General features: G+C 39.6%; 12 protein-coding genes. 8 read left to right on the top strand and 4 right to left on the bottom strand.

The window, feature by feature from the left end; translation table 11 throughout:
• The first annotated feature begins 30 nt into the window (after positions 1-30).
• From mtnN to Q8W26_RS07395, 3 genes are read left to right on the top strand one after another with little or no spacing between them, the layout of a single operon-like run.
• Positions 31-744, top strand: coding sequence for a 5'-methylthioadenosine/S-adenosylhomocysteine nucleosidase (mtnN, locus tag Q8W26_RS07385; protein ID WP_101215433.1), 714 nt, complete (start codon positions 31-33; stop codon positions 742-744).
• A 13-nt stretch (positions 745-757) separates the two neighbouring features.
• Positions 758-1,720 carry a cobalamin biosynthesis protein gene (locus Q8W26_RS07390; protein ID WP_101215434.1) on the top strand — a complete coding sequence of 321 codons (963 nt, stop codon included), beginning with the start codon at positions 758-760 and terminating at the stop codon, positions 1,718-1,720.
• Positions 1,721-1,756: 36 nt separating this feature from the next.
• Complete coding sequence (locus tag Q8W26_RS07395; protein ID WP_101215435.1) at positions 1,757-2,392, top strand: alpha/beta family hydrolase; 636 nt, start codon at positions 1,757-1,759, stop codon at positions 2,390-2,392.
• 87 nt (positions 2,393-2,479) lie between these two features.
• On the opposite strand, the gene Q8W26_RS07400 is transcribed toward Q8W26_RS07395, so the two are convergent.
• Complete coding sequence (locus tag Q8W26_RS07400) at positions 2,480-5,116, bottom strand: TonB-dependent siderophore receptor (protein ID WP_101215436.1); 2,637 nt, start codon at positions 5,114-5,116, stop codon at positions 2,480-2,482.
• Positions 5,117-5,774: 658 nt separating this feature from the next.
• Between Q8W26_RS07400 and Q8W26_RS07405 the strand changes: the two genes are divergently transcribed.
• The 3 genes from Q8W26_RS07405 (at position 5,775) to Q8W26_RS07415 (ending at position 12,181) form a co-directional block, all read left to right on the top strand.
• Positions 5,775-7,883 carry a winged helix-turn-helix domain-containing protein gene (locus Q8W26_RS07405; RefSeq protein ID WP_101215437.1) on the top strand — a complete coding sequence of 703 codons (2,109 nt, stop codon included), beginning with the start codon at positions 5,775-5,777 and terminating at the stop codon, positions 7,881-7,883.
• 66 nt (positions 7,884-7,949) lie between these two features.
• Entirely contained in the window at positions 7,950-9,890 is a 1,941-nt protein-coding gene (locus Q8W26_RS07410; protein ID WP_101215438.1) for a S9 family peptidase, read from the top strand.
• 353 nt (positions 9,891-10,243) lie between these two features.
• A complete protein-coding gene (locus Q8W26_RS07415) occupies positions 10,244-12,181 on the top strand; it encodes a S9 family peptidase (protein ID WP_101215439.1) in 1,938 nt (645 codons plus the stop codon).
• Between the two features lie 66 nt (positions 12,182-12,247).
• Here the strand turns inward: Q8W26_RS07415 and Q8W26_RS07420 are convergent, their stop codons facing one another.
• On the bottom strand, positions 12,248-15,124 hold the full coding sequence (locus tag Q8W26_RS07420; protein ID WP_101215440.1) for a TonB-dependent receptor domain-containing protein: 2,877 nt from the start codon (positions 15,122-15,124) through the stop codon (positions 12,248-12,250).
• A 333-nt stretch (positions 15,125-15,457) separates the two neighbouring features.
• On the bottom strand, positions 15,458-16,657 hold the full coding sequence (locus Q8W26_RS07425) for a chorismate mutase (RefSeq protein ID WP_305472931.1): 1,200 nt from the start codon (positions 16,655-16,657) through the stop codon (positions 15,458-15,460).
• Between the two features lie 576 nt (positions 16,658-17,233).
• On the opposite strand from Q8W26_RS07425, the gene Q8W26_RS07430 reads away from it, so the two are divergent.
• Together Q8W26_RS07430 and Q8W26_RS07435 are read left to right on the top strand one after the other, a co-directional pair.
• Entirely contained in the window at positions 17,234-17,605 is a 372-nt protein-coding gene (locus Q8W26_RS07430) for a hypothetical protein (protein WP_101215441.1), read from the top strand.
• A gap of 171 nt (positions 17,606-17,776) precedes the next feature.
• Positions 17,777-18,901 (top strand): M14-type cytosolic carboxypeptidase, encoded by a 1,125-nt coding sequence (locus Q8W26_RS07435; RefSeq protein ID WP_101215442.1) that lies wholly within the window; start codon positions 17,777-17,779, stop codon positions 18,899-18,901.
• Between the two features lie 57 nt (positions 18,902-18,958).
• Here the strand turns inward: Q8W26_RS07435 and Q8W26_RS07440 are convergent, their stop codons facing one another.
• Complete coding sequence (locus tag Q8W26_RS07440) at positions 18,959-20,890, bottom strand: EAL domain-containing protein (RefSeq protein WP_101215443.1); 1,932 nt, start codon at positions 20,888-20,890, stop codon at positions 18,959-18,961.

The raw sequence follows: 20,890 nt of genomic DNA on the forward strand, positions 1-20,890 counted from the left end.
TAAATCATTTAAGCATATAAGAGTACACCCATGAAAGTTGGCATTATTGGCGCAATGGAACCTGAAGTTGCAGTATTACGTGAACAAATTGAAAATTTAACCACTGAAAAGTACGCTGGTATTGAGTTTTATACAGGCACTATTGCCGGTATTGAGGTTGTTGTGTCGCTCTCAGGGATCGGTAAGGTCGCCGCGAGTGTGTCAGCAACACTGCTTATCGAGAAGTATGCTCCTGATTGTGTCATTAACACAGGCTCAGCAGGAGGTTTTGATCCAAAACTAAATGTTGGTGATGTTGTGATTGGAAGCGAAGTTCGCCACCATGATGCCGACTTAACAGTGTTTGGTTATGAAATTGGCCAGCTTCCTAAAATGCCTGCGGCATTTACTCCACACCCTGAATTAGCACGCGCTGCACGAGAGGCAACAGCAATTTCACAAAATGATGTACAGATCGTTGAAGGCCTTATTGCGACTGGTGATACCTTTATGGCAGATCCTGTGCGAGTAGAGCAAGTTCGCGCAAACTTCCCGACAATGCAAGCATGTGAAATGGAAGCTGCGGCCATCGCGCAAACCTGTCACCTGTTTGAAGTCCCTTTTGTAGTGGTTCGTTCATTATCAGATATTGCAGGCAAACAAAGTGAAGTCAGTTTTGATGAATACCTAGTCACCGCAGGTAAGCACTCTGCTGATATGGTGGTTGCAATGCTACCACTATGCCAAAAAGCTAACTTAAACTAGTCACTACTCACAGATGAATATCACCCCTGAGCAATTGCAATTAACCGACCTTAGCATTCGTTTAATCATTTTACTCGGGGTGATGTTGTTAGAGCGCTTTATTACATTAAGCGCATCGGTTCACCCTGCAACATTGTTTCGTTACATCGCTGAGAACCTAGCGGCTAAAGTCAATCGACGCAATCCCGTGCATCAGAAGCTTTCAGGCGGTATCTCCACACTATTATTAGTTTCAATTAACCTCTCTATCGCTGGTAGTATTTTATACTTTGCCCGCTACCCTTGGTTCTTTGAAGCACTATTTTTGTTTCTGATACTATCAAGTCGCCCTTTACTATCTGCAGCTAAAAAAATCGAGCAAAGCTTAGACCAGCAACATAAAGTATTAGCAAGAGAACAGTTAACGACGCTATGCATTAGAGATTGTAATAACCTGTCGACCATGGGGATAGTGAAAGCGTCAATTGAAGGGTTAAGCCAACGATTAGTCCAAAGTTACTTTAGCCTGATCCTTATTTATGCGGTTGTTGGTATATACCCAACATTAATTTGTGCGACTATCGGTGCATTAGCACGTTACTGGAACCCAAAAAAAACGCTCTATCGTCATTTCGGTAAGGTCAGCACAGCGTTAGCAACGATCATTCACTTGCCCGCGCTACTTTTGACCTCACTTCATTTAGCGCTGCTTTACGGCTTTTCAAACCTTAAGCAAGGCTTGAGCCAAGCAAAACTATGGCACCGTTATGGTAACGGCTTATTGTTAGCCACCTTAGCCTTTGCGCTAAAACGACAACTCGGTGGCGCTGTGTGTTATGACAAAATAAAAATAAAGCGCGACAAACTAGGTAATAATACTCCGCCACAACTAGCAGATATCAATCATGCGATACGCGCTTGCAAACAGCTAAGAAACAGTTATCTTAGCCTGCTTTTCTTTGCTTTATTAGCAAACCTCACCCTAAGCCATATTTAATCATTTTCATACCTTACTGCTTAATAGGAGTATCTTTTGCCAGATTTTATCTTTGACGGGCCACAGCATGGGCCGATTTTTTTATTTGCTCATGGTGCTGGCGCAGATGCCGAGTCTGCATTTATGGCAGAAATTGCCAAAGGACTTGCCGAAAGTGGCATACGTGTCGCGCGATTTAACTTTCCATATATGCAACAGCGATTAGTCGATGGTAAAAAACGTCCTCCTAATCGTGCTCCGGCACTGGTTGACTTTTATGGTTCATTAATCAAAGACTTCAACCAACCTGTTTTTATCGGCGGAAAATCAATGGGCGGACGCATTGCCAGTATGGTTGCAGCCCAGCAAGACGCAGAGCTCAACCATTTTATACAAGGCGTTGTTTGTTTGGGTTACCCCTTCCACCCCATTGGTAAGCCTGAAAAATTGAGAATAGAACACCTAGAAGACATAAAGGCTCCATTGATGATTGCCCAAGGGACGAGAGATAAATTAGGCACCCAAGAAGAAGTTGCTTCTTATGCGCTTAACAAAGAAGTCAATTGGTTATGGTTAGAGGACGGAGACCATGACTTTAAGCCACGGGTTAAAAGTGGTTTTAAGCAACAGAGCCACTTAAATACTGTTATTAATAAGATTGTCAGCTTCATTAAACCAGCTTCTAACACTTAATATAGTTTTAAAAATTTAGAGCATAAAAAAAGCCAGCTGTTAAGCTGGCTTTTTAATCGCTTTAGTCAATATGACTAGCATTTCAAATTAGAAATCGTATTTGAAACCAGCGAAGACTGTACGGCCTTGGATGCTGTATAGGCTTGATGAGTACTGAGACTCAGCTACATCTCTAAAGCGTGGGTCTTCGTTTGTTAGGTTACGTGCACCAACAGTTAGACGAAGGTTATCTTGTGCTTGCCAAGTGTAGTTAATATCAAGGTCAGTATATGAAGCAATTTTAGTGTGCTGGCCACTAACTGCTGAATCATTTTCTGAAGCAATGTACTTAGTACCGTTTTCATTTAACTCAAAACGATTTAACTGAGTTGGGATGTACTTAGCTGTAAGAGTAATAGAGTGATCTTCATAGATATACGCTAAACCTAAGTTCATACGGTATTGTGGTAAACCACGTAAACCGGCTTGATCTAATAACACTTCACGTGTCTCACCGTCAGCATTCGAAGTTTCTTCTAAAGTTGAGTAGTCAAGAGTGTAGCTGATTGCTAGGTTTTGACGGAACTCACCAAATGAAGTTTCTTGTACAGCACGTAAATCAAAATCGATGAATTGAGCGCGCATTTCACCTTCGTTGATGTAAGTTGCTTGTAACTCTTCAGGAAGGTTACCGATCATAGTGATGCTAGTATTTGGCTTAAGCGTAATACCGTCTTGGTGCTTAGACCAAATGTTTGCAGCACTTTCGTAAGAAATCATATCTGAGATTTCAATGCGTTGGTAATCAAGTGTAAATGATACACCGTCAACGATTTCACCGATAATACCAAAGGCAAACTGATCTGATTTTTCTGCGTCTAGATCTTCGTTACCAACAGTTTTAGTTAGGTATTGACCCCAACCTACACCAGGAACAAATAACCATGGGAAACCTTCAGATTGTGAATAAAGGTTTGCAAAAGTAGGAGCACGGAAACCTTCACCAATGCTTGCACGTAATTTCCACTCATCGTTGATGTTATAAGTAGCGCCTAACTGTGGAGAGATGTTATCACCGAAATCGCTGAAATCATCGTAACGTGCAGCAAGTGTTACTTCTAAATCGTCAGAAAGTGGGAATAAGAATTCAGCAGCTAGTGATGTAACTTCACGCTCACCTTTAGCAGAACCACCAGCAGAACCGATTACAGCAGATGCATTACTTAAGTCATCAGCTTGTGAAACGTAAGTTGTCTCAGTACGCTCAGCGTAGAAGTAAGCACCAACATCGTTACCACCGATAGTGAATAATGAATCGATACCTAAACCAGCATTTACACTTGCGTAGTCAGTTTTGTTGAATGTAGAGATAGTGTGTGACATTAACGCGATAGAGCGCTCATCAGTTAACGTACCTTCAGCAGCGAATTGCTCCGCGAATGGACGGTTGATGTAACCACTACCTAAGTTAGTGATGTTAGCAACGTTACGGTGATAACCCACTGTCCAAGTACCCCAGTCAGTTAGACCGTCAAGGTACATGTTCATATCAAAGTTAGAACCATCTGTACGTTGATCACGAGGACCGTTGTCAGTGAAACGCCAGTAAGCGCGAGAGGCAACAACTGACTCGCCGTCAGCTAGCTCAACTGAGTCGTTAGCCATGTCAGTACCAGTAACGTTGAAGTTACCAGCTGCTGGAGCGAAACGACCCCATGAAGTAGTACGTGTCGCTAAAGTATTTAGATTGAACGTAACGTCATCATTTACTTCGTATACACCACGAGCGTATAGAGAAGAGTTCGTTAGGTTAGCAGTTTCAGCAGCGATTTTAGAGTAATCGTAACCACACATTGTGCCTGGTTGTGAACCTTCACGAACCTGAACACCGATAAAACCTAGGCTAGTATCACATTGGTCTTCTAATGCACTCCACTCAATGCGATCAAAACCACCGTCGCCATCTGTGTCAATTAGGTGACGGATGTTACGAGCGTTTGAACTGATACCTGTGTTATCAGCCCACTTTTCGCCAGCAGCTGATTTAGTGTATTCACGATCACGGCTGAAGATTACTTCACGGTCACTGAATTCAGCAGACATTACGAAGCTGCCTTTCTCACCAGAAACACCCATTACTAGACTGATTTGGTTCTCGTCACCACCTTCTTGCGATGGACGACCTACAGCACCAGCTACAGAAACACCTTCGTAATCTTTACGTAAGATTACGTTAACTACACCGCCGATAGCGTCTGAACCGTAGATTGCAGAGGCACCGTTTGAAACGATTTCGATACGGTCAACAGCAGCCATTGGGATAGCATTTAAGTTTGCAGAACCACCACCAGCAGCTGGAGATGGAGCAACACGCTTACCATTTACTAAAACTAAAGAACGGTCAGCACCTAGACCACGTAAGCTAACGCCAGCGATACCTTGTTGGCCGCCACCTGTACCTGAAGACTCAGAAGATGAACCAAATGAGTTAAAGTTTGAATCACGTAATACGTCAGCAACAGAAACTTCACCTGAAACTTCTAAGTCTTCACGACTGATTACTGTGATTGGGCTGATACCTTCCATATCAGTACGCTGGATACGAGAACCAGTTACTGCAACGCGTTCTACTTCCTCAGCCGTTGATTCATTTTTGTCAGCAGCAAATGCTACTGAAGATGTTGATGCTACACCTGCGATTAACGCAATGCGTACCGCTTTTGTAATTTTATTGTTAGTAAACATTAAGTATCTCTCAATTTTTATTATATAAAATCAATTAGCGCTAAATTGTAAAAAAGTGTTTAAGTAATCTCTCTAAGCACATTACAACTAACGTATGACCCCAATAAAATACCATCGAAATAATTTTTGTAAACTATTTGTATACAAAAGTTGTTAAAAAAATAACCACGAAAACACCCCACCCCAATAAGCGACTGTTTTTAAAGGGGTAAAAAAAATGTTTAAAAAATGTAAATAATTTTTTTTGATTGTGTTTTTTTATCATGAACAAAAAAACTGTACATATAGTAAACAAGGCAGCGTTTCATTAATGAGCTAAAACCACCTAATACTGTCATGTACCTAGCTCTCTTTAGGGTGTACTTTTTAACCTGTCTGTGTTTTTTTGTTACAAAATTGGATTTTATTAAATTATTTAGTATCGTGCCAAACCCTCACCCTTAAAGGGGTCGCAACAATTAATATCTAATAAAAATAAAGTGATACATACACCAAAATTAAAAAGCTCGCATAAAAGCCACTAGAATATTATTTAGATATCGATTACTGTATTCGGGTTTTTGACCAATGTATCTAAAGGGACTTGATATTATTGACGCAAATATCAATCCCCTAGATGATCATTACCGACTACTTTAACCGATGAAATGAAGTTTCTATGAGTGCCCATGAACAATACACGATTGGTGATTTTAAGCTTTTTGCCGATAAACGCTTATTGGTAACTTGCGATAAAGAAATAAAAATAGACGGTAAGCAAACCGCTATACTACTTTTTTTTGCACGTAACCCTAACCAGTTAATCACCCGTGAACAGCTTACAGAAAACGTGTGGCAAGGACGCTATGTATCCGATCATGCTATCAATACAAAAATATCTGAACTCAGAAAGCTGCTACAAGATGATTATAGAAACCCTAAGTACTTAAAAACGCACCATCAGCGTGGTTATGAGTTAATCGCCCCATGCTCGATGATAGAACAACTGTGCTCAATCGAACTCAAAGATACTGATGATGACATCGCAACTACTGATAAGCTTGCAACATTACCAAAGTCCAAAAGAGGAACAAAAATAACGGTATTATTCGCCAGTATTTTCTGCTTGCTTTTAATCGGGTACTTCCTACTTAATTCAACATTAAAAGAAAGCCCTCCCGCTTTAACATCAGGCTATCAATCTTATTTGCCTGTAACCATAGAGCGAGGACAAGAGTGGGCTCCAGCCCCTTCTCCAAACGGGGATTTTTTGGCATATAATCATCGTAATAATAACCTTGAACCCTGGCAATTACGAATTAAGAAACTTGGCAGCAATGAAGTTTTTCCCCTGACCTCAGGATTATTTGAATCTCACTCTCCAGTTTGGATTAAGGGCAATTCAGCCGTTGCTTATACTAAGAGTATTGAAGGTAAATGTGAGATTTGGAGTACTGAGTTTGAGTTTGACAGCAGAGAAAAAAACTCCAACTATTTAACTGATTGTGGCACAGCAGAAAACTTAGCGCCTCTCGCTATAAGCAATGATAAAGAATGGCTTTATTTTTCAAATGTAAAGTCAGCCTATAACTCAAATATCGAGCGGTTTAATTTATTAACTAATATCTCAGAGAAACTGACTACGACAGTGGATCACAAAAATGACTTTAGCTTTTCACTATCAAAAGACAATACAAAATTAGCATTTTTGAGAAAAACCTTAAGTAATCAGGTCCACCTTTATGTTTTAGATATAGACACAAAAGACAAGAGGCTTCTTAAGACCTATTTTCATACGCCGACTTATTTATCTTGGTCAAATGATAATAATAAAGTATATATAATCAATCAAAACAATAGCTTATCTGAAGTAGATGTGAGAAACAAAGAAACTGATATTGTAAAATATTTTCAGTCACCGACACGGTTTCCAGTTCTGACCCAGACTGACGATTTTTATTTAGTTGATGGGGCGTTTTTTTCAAGTGAAATAATCTCTGCCCCAATCAGCAACGATCTTTACTTTCCAACCTTTGAACAGCGAATTTATTCGAGCTATAAAGACGTAGCACCAGCAATATCTAATGATTCACAGTTTATTGCATTTACATCTAATAGAAGTGGGTTTGATCAGATTTGGCTTAAGACTGCATCTAAACAATACAGCCTAACGAACTTTAAGCAGGTGGGGACTATTAGTGATAAAAGTTTTTCTCCTGATAATCACCACCTTTTATTTATTAGAAATAATTCATTGCACCTAATAGACATCAATCAGCCAAAAGCCGATTCAAAAGTAATTTTAGATCAAACATTTAACGAAGTAAGGAGTCCTATTTGGAGTTGTGACGGTCAATCCATATTACTCTCGCTAAAGGATGACGCTAATAACTGGGCCTTGTACCGCTATAACGTTGCTGCATCTAAATTAGATAAACTCTTAACAAACATTATTACGATTAAGTCCGCTTGTAGTATCAATAAATACTTTACGTTACAGTTAGGTAAACCAACGCTTATTGAGCGTTCTGGTGATTTCAAGCAATCAAACCCGACAAACTTAATTGTTAATAGTATAAAAACTAATAACTGGCAGATAGACGCTGAGTACCTCTACCTTCTATCCGATAACCTCGTTACAAAAACAAAAATAGACACAGGGGAAGAAGCCGAAATATTTCTGCCCCTCGCGCGATATTATGACTTCGTTATCCATAAAAAACTCATATATGCCTCAAAGAAAATACCTCAAGAGACAAAGATAAAGCATTTAATTAGAAAGCAATAGAGTTGTTTTATAAGTAACATTTTTATACGTAAGCTGTTTCATACAAACTTAAAAAAAGGATATTATATGAGTTTTAATATAACCAAGTTAGCAAGTATTTTGCTAATCAGTTTATTACTGACCGTCACATCGGTAGTCGCCGCCCCCAAATACAGTGTTCAAGACTTTTTCAGCCATGGCAAGTTTCAAAATGTTATCGTGTCACCAGACGGTAAACACTTTGCAGTAACTTACCGAAAAGATACTGAAGTTCGCCTAGCGATTATAAACAGAAAGACCAATAAGGTTATATCTGGGTTCGATTACGGTGAATATAGACGTATTGGAGCGATTAGTTGGCTTAATAATGAACGAATTATATTCTCTGTGAGAAAGTTTGTAGGCTTATGGGATAAAAAAGGTGGGGCAGCCAGTCGATTTGTTGCCAATATTGATGGTACTAAACGCATCAATTTGACCAAGAAGCTTGGCGGCTTTTCTGTTGTCTCACTACTTCGCGATCAGCCAAAACACATTTTGATTGAAAAAGGACGTTATGAGGCCGGTTCGGTAAAGGCCAAACTTCAAGTGTTAGATATTTACAAAGGAACCATGAAGTTTAACCCTGACGCCCCACAGGATGATGTACATGGCTTTGTAGCAAACATTCACGGTAATCCGAGGGTCGCAATTAGCACAGAATTAGAAGATAAAAACTCTTTAGATGTAACATTCACACTACATTACAAAGATTTAGGAGATCAATGGCAAAAACTGGCTTTAGAGTCAGACGTCAAAAAGCCGCGCTTTAATGTCATTGGTTTTTCAGCTGACGATCAAAAGTTTTATTTTTCTTCTGATTATGATGACCCTGAAAACCTTAGATTAGGTGTTCATGAGTTTGATCTGTCTAAAAAGTCAGCATCATTAATTTATCGAAGCGATAAAGTTGATGTTGGTACAGCACTACGCCGCGCTCCAGATAATGGTCAACTCGTTGCATTTGGCTACGACGATGGCTTTTCTCGCTGGAAATCAATTGATAATAAGCATTGGTACAGTCAGCTTATCGCATCTTTTGAAGCTGCATTTGTTGATTCAAATGTTGTCATTACCAGCATGACTGCTGACCATAACGAAGCCGTTATTTATGTCAACAGTGATATAAACTCGGGAGAGTTTTACACTTACAACCGTAAATTCAATAAACTAAAATTTTACGCAGCCGTTCAACCAGCATTAAAAGCCCGTGACATGGCTTATATGAATCCATTCTCGATGAAAGCTCGCGACGGTGTTGAATTACATGGCTATGTGACTCTACCCAAAGGTAAAAAGAAAAACCTACCGACTATTGTCAAAATTCATGGTGGACCACACGGCCCTAGAGATAATTGGGGCTGGGATACTGAAGCTCAATTTTTAGCTCATAATGGCTACGCTGTTGTGCAAATTAACTTCCGTGGTTCGGGCGGTTACGGAAAAGCATTTGAAGAGTCGGGACACCGTAAGTGGGGTCGAGAAATGCAAGACGATGTCACCGATGCTACTCTATGGGCAATTGACCAAGGTATTGCCGATAAAGACCGTATCTGTGTTTATGGTGGTTCATACGGTGGCTACTCAACAGCGATGGCAGTCGTTCGAGAACCTGATTTATATAAATGTGGATTACCTTATGTTGGTGTCTACTCGTTACCTGAAATGAAAAAGTCCGGTGATATCCCAATTCATAAATATGGCCGACTCTTCTTAGAAAAAGTACTAGGCAACGATCAAGCTGATTTAGAAGCTCGCTCACCATCTTTTAACGTACGTAATATTAAAGCAAATCTATTCATCGCACATGGCTCTGATGATCAACGTTGCCCGATGGAACAATACGATGCTTTAACGGATGCGCTTGATGAAGCTGGCATAAAGTATAAATCGATGGTTCGTGATGAAGGACACGGCTATCAAATAGAAAAGAATCGCTATGATTTTTATAGTGCAATGCTTGAGTTTTTTGATGAGAACTTAAAATAGCGCGCCACTTTACATTGGAGCCAAAGTGAAAACTTTGGCTCTATTATTCTGAACACTTAACCACCGGCTTAATCAACTCCCCCTCTATTCCTAACTTGTAATATCTCTTCCTTAGGTGCCTTTTCCAACCTGATAAAGCTTACCTACAGCACAAAAAGCAACAAAATAAAGGTCGCTAGCAATAAGAAATTAAACCATCAAAAACAATAACTTAAAATATAATTATATAAATATTATATTATATTTATAACTTTTTGATAACTAAACATCATAAACCACCTATAGTTTGCCCCGTGTTTGGTACGACACCGTTCGTGCCTCTAAAATTAACCAAACTATTTAAAGGACATTTTATGCATTTTAAATTAATGAAGTTTGCAGCAGCCTTATTTATTAGCTTAATGCTAACTAATATTGCACACGCATCGACTAAGTATGGGGTTAAGGATTTCTTTAGCCACGGTAAATTCGAGAACGTAATCGTTTCTCCTGATGGTAAGCACTTTGCTGTTACTTACCGTAAAGATACTGAGGTTCGTTTAGCAATTATTGAACGAAAGAGCAACAAAGTTATTTCAGGTTTTGACTACGGTGAGTATCGTCGTATTGGCGCTGTTAGCTGGATTAACAATGATAGAATTATCTACTCAGTAAGAAAATTTGTCGGTTTATGGGACAAGAAAGGCGGTCCTGGTCGTACGTTTTCGTCAAACATTGACGGCAGTAAGCGAATTGACTTAACTGAAAAAGCAGGCGGATTTTCAGTTGTTTCATTACTACGTGAGCAACCAAGACACATCCTAATCGAAAAAGGTCGTTATGAAGGCGGAGCTATTAAAGCAAAACTTCAAGTTCTTGACGTTTATAAAGGTACCATGAAGTTTAACCCTGACTCTCCTAAAGAAGATGTACATGGTTATGTTGCTAATATTCACGGTAACCCTCGTGTAGCAATTAGCTACGAGCAAGAAGATAAAGACTCTATCGATGTGAACTTCACACTTCACTATAAAGATTTAGGCAACCAATGGCAGAAACTTGCATTAAGCTCAGATGTTAAAAACCCGCGTTTTAATGTATTAGGTTTCTCTGCTGACGACCAAAAATTCTACTTCTCTTCAGATTACGACGATGCTAAAAGCTTACGTATTGGCATCCACGAGTTTGATTTAACCACAAAGAAAGCAACACTCATTTACCGCAGCGATTCTGTTGATGCAGGCACTTCAAGTCGAAGAGCTCCTGACAACGGTCAGCTAGTCGCTTTTGGTTTTGACGATGGTTTTGCCCGTTGGAAGTCTATTGATAGCGAACATTGGTATAGCAAGCTAATCTCATCATTTGAAGCAGCTTTTGTAGATTCAAACGTAGTTATTACTAGCATGACTGCTGACCATAACGAAGCAGTTATTTATGTAAACAGTGACGTTAACCCAGGTGAGTTTTACACATACAACCGTAAACTAAACAAACTTAAGTTTTACACTGCAGTACAACCAACATTAAAAGCCAAAGACATGGCGTACATGAACCCATTTAAGATGGAAGCTCGTGACGGTGTTGAACTACATGGCTACGTAACATTACCTAAAGGCAAGAAGAAAAACCTACCTACAATCGTAATGATTCATGGTGGTCCTCACGGTCCTCGTGATAACTGGGGATGGAACAACGAAGCTCAGTTCTTAGCACATAATGGCTATGCTGTTGTTCAAGTAAACTTCCGTGGTTCAGGTGGCTATGGTAAAGTTTTCGAAGAGTCAGGTCACCGTAAATGGGGCCGTGAAATGCAAGATGATGTAACCGACGCGACTCTTTGGGCTGTAAAACAAGGTATTGCTGATAAAGATCGTATCTGTGTATACGGTGGTTCATACGGTGGTTACTCAACAGCGATGGCTGTAGTGAGAGAACCAGATCTGTATAAATGTGGATTACCATACGTTGGCGTATACTCTCTACCTGAAATGAAAAAATCAGGCGATATCCCAACGCGTAAAGGCGGCCGTTTATTCTTAGATAAAGTACTAGGTAGTGACCAAGCAGACTTAGAAGCACGCTCTCCATCATTTAATGTAGACAAAATCAAAGCTAAATTATTTATTGCTCATGGTTCTGATGACCAACGCTGCCCAATGGAACAGTATGACGCTTTAACTAATGCTCTTGATGATGCAGGCATTAAATATAAATCAATGGTTCGTGATGAAGGTCATGGTTACCAAATTGAGAAGAACCGTTATGATTTCTATAGCGCAATGCTAGAGTTTTTCGACGAAAACTTAAAATAGTAATCAATTAATGATGTAATAAAAAACCAAGCATTGTTTTAATGCTTGGTTTTTTTATTGTGGTTATTAGAATGAGTATTCAGCAGCTAAATAAAATGTTCTTCCGAGTGAGTCGGTATAGCGAGGATCGTAACCCACTTGATGCCCAGCTCCAGAAGTTCGCAACGATAATGGCGGCTGTTTATCCATTAAATTATTGATACCCAATGTAACATTAAACATTTCAGTCACGAAGTACTTACCTACATAATCAATCTTTGTATAAGAAGGAACGGTTAGTTGAATATCAGGTGCATCAGTATCTATATCACTGGCAAGGCGAACATCTCCACCAGTGGCCAACTGATCCTGATAACCACTACGATAACTAAAGTTAACCGTGTGAGCAAAATCACCATGTGTTAGCGTATTACTCAAGCGCGTAATAGTTCTAAACGTAACGGCATCATTACTACCAAACTTACCTAGGCTAGTATCCCAAACATCGGTAGTTCCAGCACGCAAGCTTTCACTTTCGATCATATATGTACCCGTAAAGGACGTTTTCAGTTCACCAAATGAAAACTCATTGGTCACATTTAACGCCCAATCTAAGCCACTATTTTTCGATTTACCGATATTAACTGCAGCTTGAATGATTGCAAGGTCATCCCCGCCAGTCCCTAAATTAGGCTTAGTCGTAAAGAATTCAGCATACTTTACAGCATCACCAAATAGCTGAGCTTCCGTTAAACGCGTCACTTGATCCTCAAGATCAACACTCCAATAGTCAATGGATAAACTAAAGTCATTATCTGGGGCATATACGACACCCGTTGAAAACTGCTCTGAGGTTTCAGGCTTTAAGTTCGCATTACCTTCTAACCAAACCTGATATTGAAATGGTTCAGGGAAACATAACGCAGCGAGTTCAGGTTTTAAACCTGTTGGGCAGTCAAAGCTACCAGAGGTCACACCGAAGTCCTCTCTTGGCGATGCAATTTGGCGCATTGTGGCAGCTTTAAAGCCTGTACCAATAGACGCTCGAATTAACCACTCATCGGTTGGTCGGTAAGTACCACTAACTTTATAAGTGGTATCATTCACATCCTTATTAACAACTTTGTTTTCCGCACGGTCATGATCTGTTACAGCACCAATGTTGTCATAGCGAATTGCCGCCGTCACTTCAATTTCGTCGGTAACGGGTGCGATTAGCTCCAAAAACATCCCATAGGTCTCACGTGACATATCGAATTCATCAGTGGGCGCCTCAAAAAGAATAATTGCATCGGCATTTGCTTGTGATCGACGTCTGGTAAATTCCACTTCACGATAATCAAAGCCAGCACCCAGATAGATTTCGCCAGCTTCTACTTCACCAATGACAGTAGAAGCACTGCCTTCAATCGACGCCATGCTTGTATCAGTTTTATCCCATGGCCCGTTATACATCGTATCTTTTATCGCCATATTTGCTTCATCAGATAGCGCTTCAAAGGTACCAAACACATTAACTTCACCAGAAGTAACTAACGCCATAAATGGGTCTTCAATCGGGTAACCTGTTAATCGATTCTGTTCCCTTTCGGCATCCGACATTGTGATAGCAACATCAAATGTGATTTCAGAAACTTCACCGCGTAATCCCGCTACCGCATGATTAGTGGTTGTGTCCCAAGCAGTGGTTCTGTTACCCCCAGGTAAGGTTCTCCAGCGAGCGACAACTTGATCTAACTCTAAATCTCCCGCTGCAATTTTCGCATTTTCATCGTCATTTAGGTGCGGTAATACTTCACTGGCGACTAGAGATGAGTCTAGTGGTAAAACAAAGCCTCCTGTTGGATAAGGTGCTATGCGAGTGACCATTTCAAATTTTGACCATGAGTAGTTAGCATAGGCTTGCATTTCATCACTTAACTCAAATAAGCCTTGAACAAAGATATTATCACGCTTCGTCTCAGGTAATATTTCTAAGGTGCTGGTATAATCAAACACACACGTCGAGCCACTCGACGCACTGTCTGGTCCACAAACCCCCGCATTAGCCTCTCTAAACGGGTTAAAGTTACGCGTATAATAATCTGGCGTATCTGTAAACTCTCCTGGAATCTCATTCCCGTCATCATCAAGTTTTGGGGTGAAAATGACATTTCCCGCGTCATCAAATTGTTTAAAACGCAGATATGCATTACCAGGTCCAGCATTCGCAGAACCTTGCACGAGCGTATAATCATTATCATTGTGTGAGAAGCCTAAGATCCCAGTGTTTGAGAAATCTCGCTGAGAAGAGCGTAAGCGGCCTTGGCTGTCATGACTATAGGCTGCCATGAGGTTATAACCATCTTGACTTAAATCACCTAAACCAGCACTAATAGAAAAATTCTCGCTCTCACCACCAGACTCTTGTGGTCGATCGATTCGAGCACTTAAAGTAACCCCTTGAAAATCCTGTTTCATAATAAAGTTAACAACACCGGCAATTGCATCAGAACCATATAGGGCGGACGCGCCATCCATTAGTACTTCGACGCGCTCAATCGCTGGTAAAGGGATAGAGTTTAAATCGATAGTACTCCCTGAGCCTGAAGGCGCCATCCGACGGCCATTCAAAAGAACAAGGGTATATTGGTCACCTAAATCACGTAATGAGGCACTTTGGACACCACCGCCGCCGCCGCCTACAGAGTCAGAAGCAGTTGTGAAGCCCTGCATCGCAGGTAATTGAGCCACTAAATCTGGCACACTGGTAACGCCTGATTTTGCAATATCCTCTTTTGAGATACTCACAATCGGAAGCGCCCCTTCCATATCAGTACGCTTAATACTTGAACCGGTAACTTGAATGCGTTCTACAGACTCTTCATCTGCTGCAAAAACGATAGGACTAGATAAACTGGCAGCTGTAAAACCAGCAAAGATAGCAAAGCGAACGCCTTGCGCAATTTTATTATTGGTAAACATATTCATCTCTCTATTTATTGTAAGTTTCAACTTAATCAACCTGATTAAAATCTACTTTATGCTACAAATGTCGATCGAGCTGAATATTAAAAATAACACCTGAGTATATTTTTTGCACACAATCAATAAATAAATTTTTGCCTAAAACCTAAGTTAATAGGCTATTTTTTCTACCATTTAAAAAATTATTTTTTTAATCAACCTATTAGGATTCATGCTACTGGAAACATTTTATTACGTTTAATTTAGCTCTCTAAGGTACTTATTTCGCAATTATAAAAAAACCATGCCTAAGCATGGTCTTTGAAGTTATACCTTTTATTGAAGAAATCATTAGATTGGAGTATTGATTTCTAATAAAACTTCCGGGATTTTTGTCGCAGTTATATGTTCAGTAGGGTAACAACCTAACACTTTAATCTGTTTAGTTATGCTTCCTAGTTCTGTTAATGCCGATTGCATCGCAGGGCTATGCAAATTTGCATCAACATCAATATAAAACATCTCTTCCCACGGGTTACCTTGAATCGGCCTTGATTCCAATTTAGTCATATTAATATTGTTATTTTTCAACACTAATAGAGCATCAACTAATGCACCAGATTGTTGTTGAGTTGACATAATGAAGGTAGTCTTTGCTGGAATTTGTACCGCAACTTCTACAGCTTTGCGTGAAACAACAATAAAACGACTATGATTCTCTTTTTGGTTGGCTATATTACTTTTAATCGACTCTAGACCATAAAGCTGACCGCCCTCTTGGGAACCAATAACAGCAACATTTCCCTTATTGAGCTCTTGAACCATTTCCATTGCGGCAGCAGTGCTATCACAAAATTCAAATTTAATACCACTCAACTCAGACATTACTTGGCTGCACTGTTGATAAGGCTGTGCATGGCAATAAATCGTATCAATAGCCTCTAAATCCACTTTTTGAGACGTCAGTAAACAATGCTCTACCGGTTGGGATAATTCACCAATAATGGACAAACTAGTATGTTGAAGTAAATCATATACTTCATTGATGCTACCAGAACTGGTATTTTCGACTGGTAATACACCATATTCCGCCTGACCAGATTCTACCTTTTTAATAATTTGATCAAAGGTTGAACACCCTAATTCAATCATACTTTCAACTCGACGAGAGAAATAGCGGTGACTTGCTAAATAACTATAAGAGCCTTTGGCCCCTAAAAAGGCAACGCGGCAAGCTGGTGATTCATTTTCATTGTTAACACGAGCTTGTAACCAAGCCTGCTGGTTTAAGACAGAGTCTTCTATAATCACGTGAAAGAGTTTAGAAACATAGTGAGCATCAACACCTAATTTATGCCCTCGCTGAATCAAGTCGATCAGCAATTCTTCTTCACGTTCTGTATCCCTAACGTCTTTAATGGTATCAACCTTCGATTGAGCTACACTTAAACTCAATTGGCGACGCTCAGCTAACAATTGTAACAACCGCTGATCTATTGCTGTAATTTTTTCTCGTACCTCTGAAAGCACGACACCTTTACTCATTTCCATTCCCCACTATCCCCCCTCACATCGAGGGTTTGCTGTGTTTTGAATTTATGGTGCAACTGACACAGTGTCAACCAAAATTTCACGGTAAATAGTGTTAGATAACGCCTCCTCTATTGCTTTGGCCTGCGCTAAAGCACCTGTTATAAACGCACTTAAAAATTTTATGTTTTTTTTGCTCTTTGATTATCAAATAGATAAAGCGAGACTTTCTTCTAAATAACAACTAAGAGTTTGTTTTACTGCTGTTTATCTAAAATTGGTAAAAACCTACTTTGTTCGTTATAACTAATCTTCGCTTAGATATATTTTGATTATTCTTAAATATTCACAGCGAATGCCCTTTTTCTATTTTACCGACTAAACTATTAAAAAGGGCTATAAATCACTTGGTTATTGTAATGAAGTTAATTTAGGCGTATCCCGCTTTGAATAGTTAAGTAAAGTGAGCACTTTATTGTAAAAAACACAAATGAGTTGACCCAATAGAAATCAAGTAAGCTCCCACAAAGCGCTGTTACAACTAATACAATCACGACTAGTAGGCCTATATTGGTTTACTGACACGAAGGAGCCGTCATGTTGAAATTATTCGCACTAATGCTGTTTCTAGTTACAGGCGCAAGCCAAGCCATTACCTTAGAGAACGATGTCTTCTCTCTCAAGGCCAAAGAGATTCACTTTGAATCTGACACCATTACCGCAAAATTTAGAGTCACACTTACGCTAAAAGCCCCCAACGCTATTGCCGCCTTAGCCAGCAAGAATAATAGAGCCCTATCACGTATGTTGCAAAAACATAGAAATCTTCAGCTATCATTAGACCAAGATTGGACTCTAGAAGGCCACATTCAAGCAATCACCATAAATGGGCACTCAGCTATCATTGAAGCCAATGAGTTATACCTATATTCAAACAAACTCTTATTGAGCCAATTAAACCAGCTATAAAAAGGCTATGATAACTTTCATGCCACTAAGAATAAGTGCTTAGTGTGATTCGTCGATAAATTACGCAATAACTATCTAACATAGACTAACGTGGTATGACAGTCCGTTGACTGCTATTATGGAGCGTAAATCCGCATGGTAACCATGTAAAAATTGCAGGAAAGGATAGTTATGAAAATTAGTCAAAACTTCGATAGTGGCAACATTGATTGCCTATCAATTAATGAAAATGGCGAGATTAAGCTTGCGATAAGAAAAGATAACAACTCAGATTTTAGCCAATGGTTTCATTATCGCTTAACGGGCGCTAAAGGCAAAGCTTGCTCTATGTCCATTACCAATGCCGCAGATACCTCTTATGTAAAAGGTTGGGAAGGGTATCAAGCCGTTGCTTCCTATGATCGTGTGAACTGGTTCCGTGTAGAAACAGCATTTGACGGACAAGAGTTAACAATCAGTCACACTCCCGAGTGTGATAGTGTTTACTTTGCTTACTTTGCACCTTATTCGATGGAGCGCCATCATGACCTTATCGCTAATGCACAATTAAGCGATTTAGTCGAACATATACACCTTGGTTACACACTTGACGGTCAAGATATGGATCTTTTAAAGATTGGCCAAGAAGGTGAAGGCAAAAAAGTATGCTGGATGATCGCTCGCCAACACCCTGGTGAAACGATGGCTGAATGGTGGATGGAAGGTATGCTTGATTCATTACTGGACCCAGAAGATCCAATCTCGCGCGAATTACTAAACAAAGCGGTTTTCTATGTTGTTCCGAACATGAACCCTGATGGCAGCCGACGAGGAAATCTTCGTACCAATGCTGCTGGCGCAAACTTAAACCGAGAGTGGCAATCTGCCACAATGGAACACAGCCCAGAAGTGTTACTCGTACGTAGCAAGATGGAGCAAACTGGTATGGATTTCTGTTTAGATGTTCATGGTGATGAAGCACTACCATACAATTTTATTGCAGGTTCTGAAGGTATCGTCAGTTGGAATGATGATCGCCAAGCATTATTAGATTTCTATCAGCAAGCCCTAGTTAATGCGAGCCCAGATTTTCAAACTAAAATTGGTTACGCTAAAGACAAACATGGCGAAGCGCTTATGACCGTTGGTACTAATTACTTAGCTGAAACGTTTAATGCATTAGTGATGACGCTTGAAATGCCGTTTAAAGACACTGTTGAGACACCAGATGAATTTGTTGGCTGGTCACCTTTGCGTTCACAAAAGCTAGGACAAGCTTGTTTGAATGCATTACATCAAACAATGAACAAGCTTTAGATCAAAAAGGCGGCCTTTAAAAAGGCCGCCTTTTTTATTTAATTGTGAATCAGAGGGTTACCTCTCGTGTGGATCTATTTCAACGGGAGGATAAATATAGCCCTGATACCCATAAGGATTAAGAGGCTTGAAATTACGTAACTGTTTCTCGTCTTCAATTGCCGTTACAATCACATCAATATCAAGTCCTTTAGCTACATTCACTAGTGCTCTACACAGTTCACTATTTTGTTCTGTTTTACTATAAAAAGAAAACGACTGGTCAAGCTTAACGTAAGTCGGCTTAACCTGTTGTAGATAATTTAGTGAACCTATACGACGTCCACATTGATCAATACCAAACTCAGAACCATATTCTTTAATTGTTTCACAAAGAGCAATACATTCTTCAAGGTTACTACTGATAACGGATTCAGGAATTTCGAACTGCAATTTTTCTGAATTAGTTGTACTTTGTAAGAATCGCGATAACCATAAATGGAACTTAGGATCTTTGACACTATCACTAGTTAAGTTCACCGCTAATGGCTCATGGGTTTTAACCAATAAGGTAGCATTAACAATCGACTTCAAAATACACTTATCTAATTCACTACCTAATGACAGCAGTTCAATATAAGGCATAAAGACACTAGCATTTAAAACTTGTTTTTCAACTTCTAATCGACAATAGACTTCACGCTGAATGATATCTTCCGTTTCAATATGATGAATTGGTTGCCATTGGAATACAAAACGATTGCTGTTAATCGCATGAGACAACTTAGTACGCCATTGCTCTCGGGTGTATTTATGCTGTTTTTTTGCATCAAACCACTTTAGTGTTTCTTGATCCTTTATCGCCTGTTGCAGAGCATTATCAGACTGGGCTAATAAATCTGTCGGCTTCATATCATCTAGGCGCTCACTAACCCCGATATAAAAATTGCTATTAGGCTCACACCCAGCCTTTGACATTTCTTGGTTGACCAATCGAATTAGAGATTGAATATAATTAGTAATTTCATCCCTTTCACCTTTGGTGATTAAGAAAGCAAACTCATTTTTCGCAATTCTGGCTATGGTAGATTCAGCAATTTTCGGTAATTGTTGTTGCATTTGTTCAGCTAAAATCTTTATAGTTTCATCACGAACCTGAAAACCATAGCGGCTATGAATCTCATCTAGCCAATCTAGTTTTAATAAGACTAAACCACCAAAACCGGGTTCGCTTAGCCAACTATTTAGCTGCCCGGAAAAATATTGGCGATTAGGTAGGGTTGATGTTTTATCAACAAGGCTGTCTTTACGTAGAGTATCTACTTCATTGTCTAACGTATTAAAGACTTTCTTTAATTGCCCTGACATCGAGTTAATTGATATCACAACGTCCTTAAGCTCAGAGGTAGAAGGCAGTGGCATATCTTTATTAAACTTACGCTCCGCAATACCTTTCGCGTGAATTGCAATATTGTTAAGCGGTTCTAAAATTTTATTAAGCCTAATGCGAAGAATGATTAAAGAGATTATAAATAAGAATGATAAAATCATGAGTGTATCATTCATAATCCGCCATAGCTCGCGGTAGCCAAATCCTGGGTGAGCTTCAATCTCTAGCGTTGCTAACTGCATCCAACCCGAAGTGATAAGGCTTTCTTTTTTCTGTGCTTCAAACAAGTCTAATGATAAGAACCACTCAGGAACTTCATCGATAACAACTTCATTCTCCCACTTCTGCTGTTTATTATCGACTAACCATGTCAGGGTAACTTTACGATAAAAACCGCCCTCAAAGATAACGTTAACTAACGTTTCAGCAGCAACCATATCACCAGTTTCAAGGTGTGGTTTTAGCATTAATCCCAAAGACGTACTGGTGTTATTCAGCTCAGACTTCATCTGTTGCATCATAAAGTTTCTAGTTTCAGTAAACTGAAAGTAGACGATACTGGTCATTACGACTAAAAAAAGTCCAAATAATAACGAGTTTATTTGTCGAAACAAAGTCAT

It is taken from the genome of Psychrobium sp. 1_MG-2023, from assembly GCF_030689115.1.
GTDB lineage: Bacteria > Pseudomonadota > Gammaproteobacteria > Enterobacterales > Psychrobiaceae > Psychrobium.